The organism is Limnobacter sp. SAORIC-690 (assembly GCF_002954425.1).
GTDB lineage: Bacteria > Pseudomonadota > Gammaproteobacteria > Burkholderiales > Burkholderiaceae_B > Limnobacter > Limnobacter profundi.
This window is the reverse complement of the sequence record NZ_MQVZ01000001.1, coordinates 3,112,994-3,127,081: the sequence shown is the minus strand read 5'-3', so window position 1 is coordinate 3,127,081 and position 14,088 is coordinate 3,112,994. Positions and strand designations below refer to the sequence as shown.

Below are 14,088 nucleotides of genomic sequence, written 5' to 3'. Positions count from 1 at the left end.
CGATTGTCTTGTTTTGACAATTATGTGTCAGGTTCCTGACGATTATCTTGCAAACATTGCTGCAACGCAACATGTTTGAATGATTCTTCGATCACCAATAGTTTTCTACAGCGATTTCACCGGGGGTGTTTCGTCGGGCTGGGGAGTAACCTTTTAGTTTCAGTACTTTGCGAATATCTGTAACCATATCCGGGTTGCCGCAAATCATGAATCGACTGCGTTCTACATTCATGGGCAAGCCCGTGTGTTCAGCCAGGGTGCCTTGTTCCAACAAGGTGGTAATTCGTTCACCCAAGCAATTGGGCACTTTCTCGCGGGTAACCACTGGCACGTAGACAAATCGTTTCTTGACGTTCTCGATCAGTTCGCTAAGCACGGGGTGTTCCACAAAACCCTTGATCATGTCTTGATACACCAGTTCCTCAGCGGTGCGGGCACTGTGCACCAGCACGATGTTCTCGAACTGTTCCCAAGTGTGCGGGTCGTGAAGAATCGATAGAAATGGCGCCAGACCGGTTCCTGAGCCCAACAGCCAAAGATCATGGCCGGTTTCAAAGCGGGCCGTGGTGAGAAAGCCGAAATTGGTTTTGTCGATGTAAACAGGAGAACCCACCTGAAGCTGACTTAGGTGACTGGTAAAAGCTCCTTCGGGCACGACAATTGAGAAAAACTCAAGATGCTCGTCAAATGGGCCCGAGACCATGGAGTAGGCTCGCCAGATGATTTCCGGTTCGCCCGGTAGTTGCAAAGTGTTATCAACACCCAGCCGGGCAAATTGGCCGGCTGTGAAGCGAAAGCCTGTTGGGCGTGTGCAGGTGAAGGAAAACAATTTGCCTGGCACCCAAACACGCATGCTGGTGATTGTTTCTCGGGTGTATTTGTCTTCAACTTCACTCATGCAACTACTCGATTGGAACTGCCTTGAAGTGGATTACTTTTCAAGGTATTGCAGCTTGTCTTTCACGTCCTTCCAGTCATCGGCATCTGGCAGGTGTGCCTTCATGCGCGTAATGCTCGGCCAATCTTTGGCCAGTTCTACGTTCATGTCGATGAACTTCACCTGGTCGGCGGGTACATCTTCCTCAGCGTAAATCGCGTTGACAGGGCATTCAGGAATGCAAACAGCGCAGTCGATGCACTCGTCTGGATCGATCACCAGGAAATTGGGGCCTTCGCGAAAACAGTCGACTGGACATACATCCACACAATCGGTGTATTTGCACTTGATACAAGACTCGGTAACTACGTGTGTCATGGTGAAAATGTTTGGTTAAGCAAGATAACGAGACATTGTAATCGATTGGGCTGCATTGCACCTGAACCTCCGCTCGAATTCACCAACTGGCATGGGGCATACCCTAGGGGCGGCGGTGGCGCGGTTTTTCTATAATGAGTACTACGAATATATGCCTAGGATGCACTTTGAGCCAATCTTTCAACGATGATGATCTGGATACTTCCGCGGCCCGGTCAGAAATTCTGAATCGGATTCGCAGTCTTCAATCCAGGCCTGTCACCATGCGCGACAATGAGATGACCTTGGCCAAGGGTTACCTGGCCCGGAAAACTCGCGGCCCGGCGCCAAGCCCGGTAGAAAATGTGGTGGCTTTGTTTGAGGAGAAATCCCGGGCAATGCTTTGTACCGTGCAACGAGTGAAAAGCAATGCCGAAGTGCCTCAAGCCTGTGCTGCTTATCTAGCCGAGAACGAATTGAAGGGCACAGTGGCCATTTGGCCAGCGTTGAATCAGTTGGACTGGTCGGTGTTGCCGCATGTGGCGCGTTTGGGCGCCCCCACGGGTGATGACTTGATTGGTATCAGTGCTGTGGCTTGCGCTGTGGCTGAAACCGGCACTCTGGTGTTTGCCAGCAAAGCTGACGAACCCGCCAGCACCCACTTGCTGCCTGAAACACATATTGCAATTGTTCGGGAAGACCAAGTGGTGCACACCATGGAAGACGCATTTGAAATGCTACGAAAAGAAGGGCGGATTATGCCGCGTGCACTGAATTTTGTATCTGGCCCGTCACGCACTGCCGACATCGAACAAACCATTGTGTTGGGTGCACATGGCCCTTACAGGGTGCATTTGATTCTGGTCGGCAAATAAGCATGCGCGACGATTCCCGGCGACGCTTTGTACAAAAAGCTTTGGCGGCAGGAGCGGCTGGTGCGATAGCCACTCCCGCGGCTTCCCAGTCTGCATCGCTCGTTAAAACCGCAAAACCTGTCGTGTTCAAGTTTCAAAGTACTTGGCCCACCAAAGACATTTTCAATGAGTTTGCCCAGGATTTTGCAAAGAAGGTCAATGACATGTCGGGCGGCGAGTTGCGCATTGATGTGTACCCCACTAACAGCATTGTGAAAGCTTTCGGTATTCAGAATGCTGTGCACAAAGGGCAGCTTGACGGTGGTCATGGAGTTCCAACTTATTGGCACGATCGCCACGCTGCCTTTTCCCTGTTCGGCAGCGGCCCCAGTTTTGGCATGAGCTCGAACCAGATTCTGGCGTGGTTTCAGTACGGCGGTGGTCAACAGCTCTATGACGAACTGGTTCAAAAAGAAATGAACCTGAATATTCAAGGCTTCATGTACGGGCCATTGACACCTCAGCCTTTGGGCTGGTTCAAGAATCGGATCGAGAGCATCAAAGACCTCGACAAGATGCGTTTTCGGGCCGTGGGTTTGGCCGCTGAAGTGTTCAAGGAACTTGGCTTAACCACCACCGCCTTGCAGCCCGCCGATATTGTGCCTTGGCTGGACAAAGGCCTGATTGATGCAGCGGAGTTTAACAACCCCAGTTCCGATCGTGCCTTGGGTTTTCCCAGTGTGTCGTCGGTGTGCATGATTCGCAGCTTTCACCAAAGCAGCGAAGTATTTGAAGTTATTTTCAACAAGCAGCGTTTTGACAGCTTGCCTTTTGCCCTGCGCTCAATTATTCGATATGCCTTGCAGGCCTCTTCTGCAGATTTAAGCTGGAAGGCCTCTGACCGGTTTTCAACCGATTATGAGGAAATGCGCCGCAAGCAGGGTGTTCGTTATTACGTCACCCCGGACGATATTTTGAAGGCGCAGCTGACTGCCTGGCGCAAAATCATTGCGCGAGAATCAGCCAACAGTCGGATTTTCAAGCGCATCATTGATTCCCAAATGCGTTTTGCCAAACGTGTAGTTGGTTTTGAGAATGACCTGACACCTTCTTCTAAAATGGCCTTCGATTTTTGGTTCTCTACCGTGTAAACCCAGGCTGGGTTAATATGCAGGCATAACACCTTCAAGAGTGAGCCAACATGTCTGATATTCACGCCCGCAAAGCACACAATTTGACCCTGGAAGAAGCCAAGCAAACTGCGCAAAAACTGGCAGATCAACTTCAAAAAGAATTCCAGCTGGATAGCCAGTGGCAAGGCAACACGCTAAATTTCACGCGTTCAGGTGTGAAGGGTAAGCTGGATGTGACTGACAAAGACGTCACTGTCGACATTTCCTTGGGCTTCATGCTGAAAGCATTCAAGGGAAAAATTCAGGCGGAAATCGACAAAAATATCGACAAAATGTTTGCTTGAACGAGCGGTCCGTATTGGATCAATCTTTATCGGCTAAAAAATCAGCAACGCTGGGATAGCGAAGACGAAACCCGAGTTTTTTTTGATTCAGCGACTCAATACGTCGTGATTCGGACATGAAACTCCACATCATCGGACTGACCATTTGTTTCACCTCCTCCCGTGAAAAGCGGGGTGGGCGTGGAAGCTGATAAGCATCGGCCACCAGATCAAAGTAGTCTCCCATTTTGCTGGGCTTTGCATCGCAGGCGTTCAGCACCTCAAAGGCACCGCCTTTGTAATTGACCCATCGGCTTAAACGGCCCAAATCGAGTTCGTGAATGTGGTTTGACCACGCATCTTGATCAGGCAGCAAGGCAGGTGTGCGATTCTTGATACGGTCAATTGGTAATCTGTTGTCGCCGTATATGCCTGGCGCACGTAGCAGGTGTACATGCACACCATGTTTTAGTCCCAGTCGAAGTTGCGTCTCGGCGTGAACCCGCCGCTTCGCTCTGTCCGATTGAGCATTCAATGGCGTGTATTCATTAATCCATTGCCCTTGCGCATTGCCGTAAACACCAGTGGTAGACACATAGCTGATTCGCGGTGCGGGTTTACCGTGAGCCTTGGCCCTTGTGGCTGCCCACAGCACCAGTTTTTTCAGTGTGGTGTCAGTGTGCACGGATGAGTCGGGTGGCGCCATCCAGATGATTCGGTGACCCATTGAAATCAGGCGCAACAGGTCGCTCTTCAAATTCAAATCAATGGCCAGTGGCCGAGCGTTGTGCGCCAAGATGGCAGCGCGCTTTGCTGCTGTGTCCGCCCCAGGGCGATAAGTCGCTGTAAAATGTTGATCTGGAAAGGTTTGTAACAAGACCAAACCCACTTGCCCGCAGCCCGCAACGCTTATATTGCTTTGCCGAAAGCGCCGGGGCAAACTGCGTTTGAAAAATAGCCCGCCGGGTTTGTCGATGTCACGGAAAGTAGTTTGATGATTCACAACGTAGAAATTCTTCCCAGTCAAAAACAGTTTGAATGCGAGGCCGACGATACTTTGTTGTCAGCGGCACTGCGCGCCAATGTCATTTTGCCATATGGCTGCAAAGACGGCGCATGTGGATCGTGCAAGGCCGATTTGATCGAGGGCCGGGTGGATTATGGCACCTATCAGTCGCGCGCCCTGAGTGAAGAGGAACGCGTGCGCGGGAAGGTGCTTACTTGTTGCGCGAAGCCATTGAGCCCAGTGAAATTGAAGGTGAGGGAACTGTCCGGTTTGGGTGACATTCCCATCAAGAAAATGCCTTGCCGTTTGCAAAGCATCGAGAAACCTGCGACTGATGTGGCTGTTCTCAAGTTGCAGTTGCCGGCCAATGAGGTGTTGCAATTCAATGCGGGGCAGTACATAGAATTCATGCTTCGCGATGGTTCGCGCCGCAGTTATTCGCTGGCCAATGCGCCTTATCAGGAAGGCGGGATCGAACTGCACATTCGGCACATGCCGGGTGGCTTGTTCACTGACCATGTATTCAGCACTATGAAAGAACGGGAAATTTTGCGTTTTGAAGGACCCTTCGGTACGTTTTTCTTGCGCGACGACTCTACGAAACCTGTGGTGTTGCTGGCCAGTGGCACAGGTTTCGCCCCAATTAAATCCTTATTGGAACAGGCCTTTTTCAAAAACAACAGCCGCGAGTTTGTGTTGTACTGGGGTGCACGAACCAAGGCCGATTTGTACATGCTGAATTTGCCCATGCAATGGGCTGGGGAGCATTCAAATTTCAAGTTTGTGCCGGTGCTTTCTGATGCCACAGCCGAGTGTAACTGGACGGGGCGAACAGGTTTTGTGCACCATGCGGTCATGCAGGACTTCCCGGATTTGAGCACACATCAGGTGTACGCCTGTGGTGCGCCCATTGTGATTGAGTCAGCGCAGCGTGATTTCACCGCTCAGTGTGGCTTGCCCGAGGACGAGTTTTTTGCAGACTCTTTCACCTCAATGGCAGATGCCTGATAGGCGAAGTACGCTTTATGGCGACACCTGCCCCAAATAAGTTTCGCGAATTCTCGGGTCGTTGATCAGTTCACAGGCCTTGCCTTCGTAATCAATCAAACCAGAGTCCATTACATAGGCACGGTTGGCCAGTTGCAGGGCAATGTGCGCATTTTGCTCCACCAGCAAGATAGTCATGCCATCTCGGTGCACCTGTTGTATTACTTCAAAAATTTTTTCGACCATCATTGGGGCCAATCCCATACTGGGTTCGTCCAGCAGCAGCAAATCGGGTTTGCCCATCAGGGCGCGTGCCATGGCCAACATCTGTTGTTCTCCACCGCTCAATGTCCCGGCGGATTGCTTCAGCCTTTCTTTGATGCGCGGAAACAGCATCAGCATTTTTTCGAGATCAGCGTGAATCTCGGATTGTGGGCAACCAGCATGCAAGCGCGCATTTGCACCCAATTCAAGATTTTCAAGCACGGTCATGCGGGTGAAAATTCCGCGCCCCTCGGGCACCAAAGCCAGGCCGTTTGGTAGCCTTTCATGTGCAGGCAGGGCAGTCAGGTCGATTGCACCTTTGAAGGTTGCTGCATGCGCTTCAAAAGGCAACAAGCCTGCAATGGCTTTCATGGTTGAAGTTTTACCCGCACCATTGCAGCCAATCAAGCACACCAGTTCACCCGCATGCACCTGAAAACTCAAACCCTTCACAGCCTGAATTCCGCCGTAGGCGACAGTCAGCCCTTGAATGTTCAGCATGTTGTTACTCACGGGATTCAGCATGGTGCAGCCCCCCGAGATAAGCTTCAATGACGGCGGGGGATTGCTGAACTTGTGTGGGGGTGCCTTGGGCGATTACTTTGCCATAGTCCAGCACGGTAACCTCGTCACAAATACCCATCACCAGTTTGACATCGTGTTCAATCAGCAGTATTGATTTGCCATCATGTCGAATTTGAAGCAGCAACTCGCGCAGCTTTAATTTTTCGGTGGCATTCATGCCGGCAGCGGGTTCGTCCAGGGCAAGCAGGGCGGGTTCGCTGGCCAGTGCGCGTGCTATTTCAAGGCGTCGCTGATCGCCATAGGAAAGCTGCCCGGCCAGGTGATTGCTGTAGGCGCGAATGCCCACGTAATGTAACCAATGCATGGCTTGCTGCTGAACCTTTATTTCCTCGCGGCGTTGTGCTGGGGTACGAAGTATGGCGCCCAATACACCCTGACTGGTTTTGCTGTGCATGCCCACTGCCACATTTTCAAGCGCTGTCATACTTTTGAACAAACGAATATTTTGAAAGGTGCGGGCCAAACCCATTTGCGCAACATGGTGGGGCGAAGCAGGTTTGTAGGGCTTGCCCTTGAATGCGAGTTGCCCGGCATCGGGTGTGTACAAACCGGTGATCAAATTAAAACAGGTGGTTTTGCCTGCGCCATTCGGGCCAATCAGCCCGATCACTTGCCCAGCCTGAATACACAGGCTGACATCATCCACGGCAGCAATACCGCCGAAGCTTTTTCTCAGGTTGGAGGCGCTAAACAAGGGAGCGTTCATTTGCGTTGTGGCCAAAGCCCATTGGGGCGATACAGCATCACCAGCACCATGGTGAGTCCGTAGATGAGGGAGCGAAGTATTTCTGCATCCACCAGCACAGTACCAAATAAAAACTCTTGAACGGGTGTAACCACTTGCCGCAGCATCTCCGGAAAACCTGCCAGTAAAAGTGCGCCCAAAATGACGCCGGGAATGTGACCCATGCCCCCTAGTACCACCATGCAAAGTACGATGATTGATTCCATCAGGCCGAAGGACTCTGGGCTGACAAAGCCCTGAAATGCAGAGAACATGGCACCTGCTACGCCGCCAAAAGAGGCACCCAGGGCAAAGGCCAGCAGTTTCATGTTGCGGGTGTTGATTCCCATGGATTTTGCCGCAATTTCGTCGTCACGTATTGCGGTCCATGCGCGGCCGATTCGGCTGTTTTGCAGGCGCATACACACCAAGATGATAAGCAGGGTAAGCGCCAGAAACAAATAGTAGTAAAGGTGGAGCGCAGGCACCTCGATGCCGAACAAATCGACAGTGCGTGAAAAACGAACCCCCGCAATTTGAACGGGCTCAATCATGTTGATGCCTTGGGGGCCGTTGGTGATATTGACTGGTGCATTCAGATTGTTTAAAAACAGGCGAATGATTTCACCGAAACCCAGGGTAACAATGGCGAGATAGTCGCCCCGTAGCCGAAGGGTGGGTGCACCCAGCAACACGCCGAATAGCGCAGCGGTTAGTGCTCCCAGTGGAATCATTAACCAAATTGAAAGATGCAGGCCATCGGGGAACAGGGCTGCGATGGTTTCAAAATTGTCCGTTAAGTGTGGCGATGCCAACAAACCGTAAACATAAGCGCCCACAGCGTAAAAGGCGATGTAACCCAGATCGAGTAAACCGGCGAAACCCACGACAATATTGAGCCCCAGCGCAAGCATGACGTACAGCAAGGCGATGTTCAAAATTCGAACCCAGCTGTTGCCAATCAAGCCTGCAACCCAGGGAAGGGCAGCCAATGCGACAGCAACCAGCAGGAAACCGATAATTTGTTGATGGCGGTTGGCAAGTTTGTTCATGCGCGGTCCGACACCCTTTCACCCAACAGACCAGATGGCCGAAGAGTAAGCACCAAAATCAATACGGCGAAGGCAAAAATATCCTGATAGTGGGAGCCTAAAAAACCACCGGTCAATTGGCCCAGATAACCAGCCCCCAGGCTTTCGACAATGCCTAAAAGCAGGCCGCCCAACATGGCACCGTAAATGTTGCCGATACCGCCAAGTACGGCGGCAGTAAAGGCTTTCAAACCGGGTAAAAAGCCCATGTAAAAATGGGCCACTGAATAGTTGGCGGCCACCATGACCCCGGCCACTCCGGCCAAAGCCGCTCCGATCACAAATGTAGCGGCGATCACTGAATTGGCATTGATACCCATGAGACCTGCCAATTGGGGATTTTCAGAGGTGGCGCGCATGGCTTTTCCCAAGCGGGTTTTGTTCACTGTGTAAGTAAGGCCAAACATGAGTGCAGCCGATACCACCACAATTAGAAGTTGTACCGGTGTGATGGATACAATTCTTTCGTAGTCGTTATCGAGGACTGGGGCAAAGGTGTACAACACAATCGGGTCTGTGGGCAAGGTGGCCGGAAAGATGAGGTAATTGCGCCCCCAAATGATCATGGCCAAGGTTTGCAAAATGATTGAAACGCCGATGGCCGAAATCAAGGGTGCAAGCCGGGGTGCATTTCGCAAGGGGCGATAGGCCAAGCGTTCAATTGAGAAACTGACCAGCATGCACACAGGCACAGCGAACAGCACACCCACCAGGAAAAGAATCCAGCCCGGAGTTTCCGGGAAAACACCCATAAACAAAGTGATGGCGCTAAAGGCCACCATGGCACCGATCATAACCACTTCGCCATGGGCGAAATTGATCAAACCCAACACGCCATACACCATCGTGTACCCGAGTGCCACCAAGGCATAAATACTGCCAAGTACCAAGCCGTTGATCAGTTGTTGAGCAAATATATCCATGTACGCCAATGCGATTGAGATAAGGGTTGTCGGAAAAAGAATAGAGCAAATTGGGTTTGGGTTTCGCGTATTTCTTCAGAAAGAAGTCAGTTAATTGACAGCTGAACCCATTCCCGGTTTAGATGCTACATTGATGGAATTAATCATAAAAACAAGTTGGAGGTGGCCATGAACCTTTCCCGTTTCCGGTATTTAAAACATTCATTGTTGTGCGTACCGGTGTTGATGACTTTGGCAGGCGGTGCTGTCCACGCCAAGGACGTGTTGGTCAAGATAGGGCACATTGCCCCGCTCTCGGGACCACAGGCCCACTACGGCAAAGACAATGAATCGGGCGCCAGGTTGGCGATCGACGATTTGAATAAAATGAAAATTCAGGTGGATGGTGGCACCGCCAAGTTTCAGCTGGTTGCAGAAGACGATGCCGCTGACCCAAAAACTGGTGCGATCGTGGCGCAAAAATTGTGTGACATGAAAGTAAACGGAATTGTTGGGCACTTGAACAGCGGCACCACCATTCCCGCATCCCGTATTTATTATGACTGCGGAATTCCCCAAATTACACCTTCAGCCACCACACCCAAAGTAACAAAGCAAGGGTTTGAGTCGGTGTTCAGAGTGATTGCGCACGATGGAGTGTTGGGCGTTGCCTTGGCCAAGTATGCAGTCGACGAAATGAAAGTGAAGCGGGTGGTGGTCATTGATGACCGCACCGGTTATGGACAGCCATTGGCTGATATTTTTACGAAGCAGCTTGAAGCCAAAGGCGTGAAGGTGCTGGAGCGCCACTACACCAATGACAAGGCCACTGACTTTGCGGCCATCTTGACCTCGGTCAAGCGTGTGAATCCTGACCTGGTGTTTTACGGGGGTATGGACGCACAGGCAGGCCCAATGCTGCGCCAGATGAAGCAATTGGGTATCAAGGCAAAGCTGATTGGCGGTGATGGTATTTGTACAACGGAATTAATGCGTCTTGGCGGGGACAATGTTGGATCGAATGTGCTTTGCGCCGAGGGCGGTATGGCCTTGAGCAAAATGCCGGGCGGACCTGCATTCGAGAAACGATTCAAAGCCCAGTTCAAGGCGGACATTCAGGTTTATGCGCCTTTTGTATACGATGCAGTCATGACCATGGGCATGGCCATGAAAAATGCAAAGTCAGCAGACCCCAAGAAGTATCTTCCGAAGTTGAAAGAGATTCGGCACGAGGGAGTGATTGGGACTATTGCATTTGATGAAGTCGGTGATGTGCTGAATGCTGCGGTGACATTGAATTCTTATGGCCCTCAAGGAAAGTTTCCGGTCAAGGTTGTGAATTAATCCAGCAGCGTTGGACCGATGGGGGATACATTTTTATTTTGTAAATTTAATCAGTATTAATTTTTAACAGTCACGAACTTCTGTTGATCATCCACCACTTAAGTGTTGAGCCACAACCGCCTCAGGTTGTGGCCAATAACAAGTGGAGATGATGAATGATTTTCTGCGGTATCAAAAAAACACTATTCACTGCAATGCTGCTGACCTGTGCAACAGGCTCAGCCATCGCTGACAATTACCCCAGCAAAACTATCACACTGGTAGTGCCGTTTGCGGCGGGAGGAACTACTGACATTGTTGCCAGAATTGTGGCGGACAAGTTGGGTAAAGAACTGGGACAATCTGTGATCGTCGACAACCGCGGTGGCGGCGGTGGCAGCATTGGTGCTGGCTTGGTGGCCAAGGCAGCACCCGATGGGTACACCTTGGGTGTGTCTACACTGTCAACACATGCGGTAATCTCGGCCTGCAACCCGAAAGTACCCTACAACCCGGTCAAAGACTTCAAGGCCATTACCAATATGGCGGGTTCTCCAAATGTTTTAACCGTGAATCCAAAGTTTCCCGCGCAAGACTTCAAACAGTTTTTGACGCATGTGAAAAAGAACCCGGGCAAGTTGAGTTTTGCAACATCAGGGCAGTGCAGTATTCAGCAAATGGTGGGTGAGCAGTTCAAGGTTGAAACAGGCACTGATATTTTGCATGTGCCGTATCGCGGTGCCGGCCCTGCACTGAATGACCTGCTGGGCGGGTCTGTGGACATGATGTTCGACAATCTGCCTTCATCCATGTCGCACATCAAGGCAGATCGCTTGCGCGCCTTGGCTGTGGCCTGGCCTAACCGGCTTGAATCACTTCCGAATGTACCCACGTTTAAAGAGTTGGGATTAACGGCAGTGAATGAACCAGTTTGGTATGGGTTGGTTGCACCTGCTGCCACTCCCGATTCCATTGTTCAAAAGTTGAACGCCGCCACAGTGAAAGTTCTCAAGCTACCTGAAGTTCAGGAACGCCTGCGGGCCAGCGGTGCAGAGCCTGTGGGAAACACACCTGCTCAACATGCTGCTGAAATCAGGCAGGAAATGGAACGAATGCACGCTTTGGTGAAAAAGCAGAACATTCAGTTTGACGGGTCTTGATGGTTAATCTGGAATGAAAAAAAGCCAAGGCGCAACACCTTGGCTTTTTGAATTGCTTGCAAACTAATTACAGCGCCAGTACCCAGGCGGCCAATTTCTTGGCTTCGTCTTCGGTCACGTTTTGAGCAGGCATGGGAACAGGACCCCAAACGCCTTTGGTACCGTTCTTGATTTTGCCGGCCAGCATTGCTTCTGCACCTGCTTGACCTTTGTACTTGGCGGCAACGTCTTTAAAAGCCGGACCAACTACTTTTTTCTGAACCTGATGGCAGGCCAAGCAGGCTTTGCTCTTGGCCAATGCTTCGTCGGCGCTGGCTGACAACGGTAGAGCAACCATGGTGGCTGCAATCGCCAAGACACCCATTTGCTTGATCATACTGAACTCCTCACTTTGTTACAGTTATCACATTAATAACGTCTCGGGCGTCATTTTGGCAGACAACGCAGTTGTTTGTCATGTGAAACAGCATGATTTTTATCCTTCTGGGCATCCTTTTGCTCACAATGAAACTAGGCGGTGTTCATCCCGTAAGCAATTGGGAATGGTTCTCCATTGCTTTGCCCTTCCTCATGGCCATTTGCTGGTTTGAACTTTTTGAACCTTGGCTTGGCCTGGATGTTCGCCGACAGCAGTTTAGAAAGCGCCAGCTAGAGGCACGTATTCGACATTTTCAAAACAAAAAACCCCGACGCCAGCGCCGGGGTTTTCCTTTTAGGTAAGCGTTTGCAAGTTTACAGGTCGAGATCACCATCGGTGACGGCACCTTTGCTGGCGCTGCTGGCCAAGGCTGCGAATTTGGCCAGTACACCCGTGGTGTAACGTGGTTTGGGTTTTACCCAGCTTTCACGGCGCTTCGCCAATTCTTCGTCGCTAACATTGATCTGCAACAATTTCTGGTGCGCGTCCATAGTGATGGAATCGCCTTCCTTGATCAGTGCAATTGGGCCACCAACGTAAGCCTCCGGTGCCACGTGGCCCACCACCATACCCCAGGTACCGCCTGAGAAACGACCGTCGGTAATCAGGCCGACTGTTTCGCCGAGACCTTTGCCAATAATTGCCGAGGTTGGGGCAAGCATTTCGGGCATGCCTGGGCCGCCTTTGGGGCCCAGATAGCGAAGAATAATCACATCGCCGTCTTTGATTTTGTCGCCCAAAATTGCGTCCATCGCGCTTTGCTCGTCATCAAACACCTTGGCTGGGCCGGTAATCACAGGGTTCTTCAAGCCGGTAATCTTGGCCACAGCCCCTTCAGGCGCCAGGTTGCCTTTCAAAATCGCCAAGTGACCTTGCTTGTACAGGGCTTTCTCGATGGGCATGATCACGTTTTGATCTGCACGGGGCACCGACGGAATATCTGCCAGTGTTTCAGCAATCGTTTTGCCGGTAATCGTGATGCAATCGCCGTGCAGCAGGCCGGCGTCCAGCAAAATCTTCATGACTTGTGGAATACCACCCGCGTCGTGCAGGTCGGTTGCAACATACTGACCAGAAGGCTTCAAATTGCAAATGACAGGTGTACGTAGGCGCACGCGTTCGAAGTCCTCGTAGCTCCAGGCCACATCTGCTGCCTTGGCGATGGCCAGGAAGTGCAGCACAGCATTGGTCGATCCGCCAGTGGCCATCAGCACAGCCACTGCATTTTCAATCGACTTTTTGGTAATGATGTCGCGGGGCTTCAGGTCGTTGCGCACCGCTTCGATCAGCACGCGAGCTGATTCTTCAGTCGAAGTGACCTTTTCCGCATCGATATTTGACATGGTGCTGGAGTAGGGCAGGCTCATGCCCAATGCCTCGAATGCCGAGCTCATGGTGTTGGCTGTGTACATGCCGCCACAAGAACCAGAACTTGGGCATGCATTCTTCTCGATGCCCTTGAAATCTTCTTCGCTCATGCGGCCAGCAGTGAATTCACCCACCGCTTCGAAGGCAGACACAATTGTCAGGTCTTTGCCTTTGTAACGCCCAGGCTTGATGGTGCCGCCATAAACGTAAATGCCGGGCACATTCATGCGGGCCATGCCGATCATGCCACCAGGCATGTTCTTGTCGCAGCCACCGATGACAAGAACTCCGTCCATCCACTGGCCTTGCACCGCAGTTTCGATACAGTCAGCAATCACTTCACGGCTGACCAGTGAATACTTCATCCCCTCAGTGCCCATGCTCATGCCATCGGAGATGGTTGGGGTTCCGAAAATTTGCGGGTTGCCGCCAGCTTCTTTTACTGCTTTCACCGCTGCATCGGCCAATGGCTGCAGGCCACTGTTGCAAGGCGTGATAGTGGAATGACCGTTGGCAATACCAATCATGGGGTTGTTGAAGTCTTCGTCTTTGTAACCCATGGCGAAATACATCGCTCGGTTGGGCGAACGGGCTACGCCCTGGGTAATGTTCTTGGAACGTCGATTGATGCTCATTGCAAAAGCTCGCAGGTGGAATTGGATTCAAAACGAGAATTTACCATTTTATGATGCTCCGCTGGGCGCAGGAAGACGTTC

16 protein-coding genes are annotated in these 14,088 nt (G+C 51.4%); 7 read left to right on the top strand and 9 right to left on the bottom strand.

Going from position 1 to position 14,088, the window contains the following annotated elements:
* Nucleotides 1-91 precede the first annotated feature (91 nt).
* Together BSZ31_RS14885 and fdxA are read right to left on the bottom strand one after the other, a co-directional pair.
* Entirely contained in the window at nt 92-898 is an 807-nt protein-coding gene (locus tag BSZ31_RS14885; RefSeq protein WP_105029402.1) for a ferredoxin--NADP reductase, read from the bottom strand.
* A 33-nt stretch (nt 899-931) separates the two neighbouring features.
* Nucleotides 932-1,255: a ferredoxin FdxA gene (gene fdxA / locus BSZ31_RS14880; protein ID WP_008248660.1), complete on the bottom strand. Its 324-nt coding sequence runs from the start codon at nt 1,253-1,255 to the stop codon at nt 932-934.
* Nucleotides 1,256-1,422: 167 nt separating this feature from the next.
* On the opposite strand from fdxA, the gene BSZ31_RS14875 reads away from it, so the two are divergent.
* Genes BSZ31_RS14875 through BSZ31_RS14865 form a run of 3 tightly spaced genes read left to right on the top strand, consistent with a single transcriptional unit; the run spans nt 1,423 to nt 3,565 of the window.
* Complete coding sequence (locus tag BSZ31_RS14875) at nt 1,423-2,109, top strand: lactate utilization protein C (protein WP_240605724.1); 687 nt, start codon at nt 1,423-1,425, stop codon at nt 2,107-2,109.
* Nucleotides 2,110-2,111: 2 nt separating this feature from the next.
* On the top strand, nt 2,112-3,239 hold the full coding sequence (locus tag BSZ31_RS14870) for a TRAP transporter substrate-binding protein (protein ID WP_105029401.1): 1,128 nt from the start codon (nt 2,112-2,114) through the stop codon (nt 3,237-3,239).
* Nucleotides 3,240-3,289: 50 nt separating this feature from the next.
* On the top strand, nt 3,290-3,565 hold the full coding sequence (locus BSZ31_RS14865; protein ID WP_105029400.1) for a polyhydroxyalkanoic acid system family protein: 276 nt from the start codon (nt 3,290-3,292) through the stop codon (nt 3,563-3,565).
* Nucleotides 3,566-3,584: 19 nt separating this feature from the next.
* On the opposite strand, the gene BSZ31_RS14860 is transcribed toward BSZ31_RS14865, so the two are convergent.
* The gene (locus BSZ31_RS14860; RefSeq protein WP_146106718.1) at nt 3,585-4,547 is read right to left on the bottom strand and encodes an SDR family NAD(P)-dependent oxidoreductase; all 963 of its coding nucleotides are present in this window, start codon (nt 4,545-4,547) and stop codon (nt 3,585-3,587) included.
* Here BSZ31_RS14860 and BSZ31_RS14855 point away from each other — a divergent pair.
* On the top strand, nt 4,539-5,558 hold the full coding sequence (locus BSZ31_RS14855) for a CDP-6-deoxy-delta-3,4-glucoseen reductase (protein WP_105029398.1): 1,020 nt from the start codon (nt 4,539-4,541) through the stop codon (nt 5,556-5,558). The genes BSZ31_RS14860 and BSZ31_RS14855 overlap by 9 nt on opposite strands.
* Nucleotides 5,559-5,573: 15 nt before the next feature.
* Here the strand turns inward: BSZ31_RS14855 and BSZ31_RS14850 are convergent, their stop codons facing one another.
* From BSZ31_RS14850 to BSZ31_RS14835, 4 genes are read right to left on the bottom strand one after another with little or no spacing between them, the layout of a single operon-like run.
* On the bottom strand, nt 5,574-6,302 hold the full coding sequence (locus BSZ31_RS14850; protein WP_105029904.1) for an ABC transporter ATP-binding protein: 729 nt from the start codon (nt 6,300-6,302) through the stop codon (nt 5,574-5,576).
* A 4-nt stretch (nt 6,303-6,306) separates the two neighbouring features.
* Nucleotides 6,307-7,092 carry an ABC transporter ATP-binding protein gene (locus BSZ31_RS14845; RefSeq protein WP_105029397.1) on the bottom strand — a complete coding sequence of 262 codons (786 nt, stop codon included), beginning with the start codon at nt 7,090-7,092 and terminating at the stop codon, nt 6,307-6,309.
* Nucleotides 7,089-8,162, bottom strand: coding sequence for an ABC transporter ATP-binding protein (locus BSZ31_RS14840; RefSeq protein ID WP_105029396.1), 1,074 nt, complete (start codon nt 8,160-8,162; stop codon nt 7,089-7,091). The genes BSZ31_RS14845 and BSZ31_RS14840 overlap by 4 nt, the downstream gene beginning before the upstream one ends.
* Nucleotides 8,159-9,046, bottom strand: a complete 888-nt coding sequence (locus tag BSZ31_RS14835) for a branched-chain amino acid ABC transporter permease (protein WP_369907293.1) — start codon at nt 9,044-9,046, stop codon at nt 8,159-8,161. Before BSZ31_RS14835 ends, BSZ31_RS14840 begins: the two co-directional genes overlap by 4 nt.
* Before the next feature lie 246 nt (nt 9,047-9,292).
* Here BSZ31_RS14835 and BSZ31_RS14830 point away from each other — a divergent pair, with 246 nt between their 5' ends.
* Nucleotides 9,293-10,447, top strand: coding sequence for a branched-chain amino acid ABC transporter substrate-binding protein (locus tag BSZ31_RS14830; RefSeq protein WP_369907272.1), 1,155 nt, complete (start codon nt 9,293-9,295; stop codon nt 10,445-10,447).
* Nucleotides 10,448-10,602: 155 nt separating this feature from the next.
* Nucleotides 10,603-11,586 (top strand): tripartite tricarboxylate transporter substrate binding protein BugE, encoded by a 984-nt coding sequence (locus tag BSZ31_RS14825; protein WP_240605723.1) that lies wholly within the window; start codon nt 10,603-10,605, stop codon nt 11,584-11,586.
* A 67-nt stretch (nt 11,587-11,653) separates the two neighbouring features.
* Here the strand turns inward: BSZ31_RS14825 and BSZ31_RS14820 are convergent, their stop codons facing one another.
* Nucleotides 11,654-11,962 carry a c-type cytochrome gene (locus tag BSZ31_RS14820; RefSeq protein WP_105029393.1) on the bottom strand — a complete coding sequence of 103 codons (309 nt, stop codon included), beginning with the start codon at nt 11,960-11,962 and terminating at the stop codon, nt 11,654-11,656.
* Between the two features lie 92 nt (nt 11,963-12,054).
* On the opposite strand from BSZ31_RS14820, the gene BSZ31_RS17845 reads away from it, so the two are divergent.
* Nucleotides 12,055-12,306 (top strand): TIGR04438 family Trp-rich protein, encoded by a 252-nt coding sequence (locus BSZ31_RS17845; RefSeq protein WP_105029392.1) that lies wholly within the window; start codon nt 12,055-12,057, stop codon nt 12,304-12,306.
* A gap of 12 nt (nt 12,307-12,318) precedes the next feature.
* On the opposite strand, the gene ilvD is transcribed toward BSZ31_RS17845, so the two are convergent.
* A complete protein-coding gene (ilvD, locus tag BSZ31_RS14810; RefSeq protein ID WP_105029391.1) occupies nt 12,319-14,007 on the bottom strand; it encodes a dihydroxy-acid dehydratase in 1,689 nt (562 codons plus the stop codon).
* Between the last annotated feature and the right edge of the window lie 81 nt (nt 14,008-14,088).

Coding starts and splice junctions, on each gene's coding strand:
- BSZ31_RS14885 (WP_105029402.1), bottom strand. CDS start 898: ATGAGTGAAGTTGAAGACAAATACACCCGAGAAACAATCACCAGCATG.
- fdxA (WP_008248660.1), bottom strand. CDS start 1,255: ATGACACACGTAGTTACCGAGTCTTGTATCAAGTGCAAATACACCGAT.
- BSZ31_RS14870 (WP_105029401.1), top strand. CDS start 2,112: ATGCGCGACGATTCCCGGCGACGCTTTGTACAAAAAGCTTTGGCGGCA.
- BSZ31_RS14865 (WP_105029400.1), top strand. CDS start 3,290: ATGTCTGATATTCACGCCCGCAAAGCACACAATTTGACCCTGGAAGAA.
- BSZ31_RS14855 (WP_105029398.1), top strand. CDS start 4,539: ATGATTCACAACGTAGAAATTCTTCCCAGTCAAAAACAGTTTGAATGC.
- BSZ31_RS14850 (WP_105029904.1), bottom strand. CDS start 6,302: ATGCTGAACATTCAAGGGCTGACTGTCGCCTACGGCGGAATTCAGGCT.
- BSZ31_RS14845 (WP_105029397.1), bottom strand. CDS start 7,092: ATGAACGCTCCCTTGTTTAGCGCCTCCAACCTGAGAAAAAGCTTCGGC.
- BSZ31_RS14840 (WP_105029396.1), bottom strand. CDS start 8,162: ATGAACAAACTTGCCAACCGCCATCAACAAATTATCGGTTTCCTGCTG.
- BSZ31_RS14835 (WP_369907293.1), bottom strand. CDS start 9,046: ATGGTGTATGGCGTGTTGGGTTTGATCAATTTCGCCCATGGCGAAGTG.
- BSZ31_RS14830 (WP_369907272.1), top strand. CDS start 9,293: ATGAACCTTTCCCGTTTCCGGTATTTAAAACATTCATTGTTGTGCGTA.
- BSZ31_RS14825 (WP_240605723.1), top strand. CDS start 10,603: ATGATTTTCTGCGGTATCAAAAAAACACTATTCACTGCAATGCTGCTG.
- BSZ31_RS14820 (WP_105029393.1), bottom strand. CDS start 11,962: ATGATCAAGCAAATGGGTGTCTTGGCGATTGCAGCCACCATGGTTGCT.
- BSZ31_RS17845 (WP_105029392.1), top strand. CDS start 12,055: ATGATTTTTATCCTTCTGGGCATCCTTTTGCTCACAATGAAACTAGGC.
- ilvD (WP_105029391.1), bottom strand. CDS start 14,007: ATGAGCATCAATCGACGTTCCAAGAACATTACCCAGGGCGTAGCCCGT.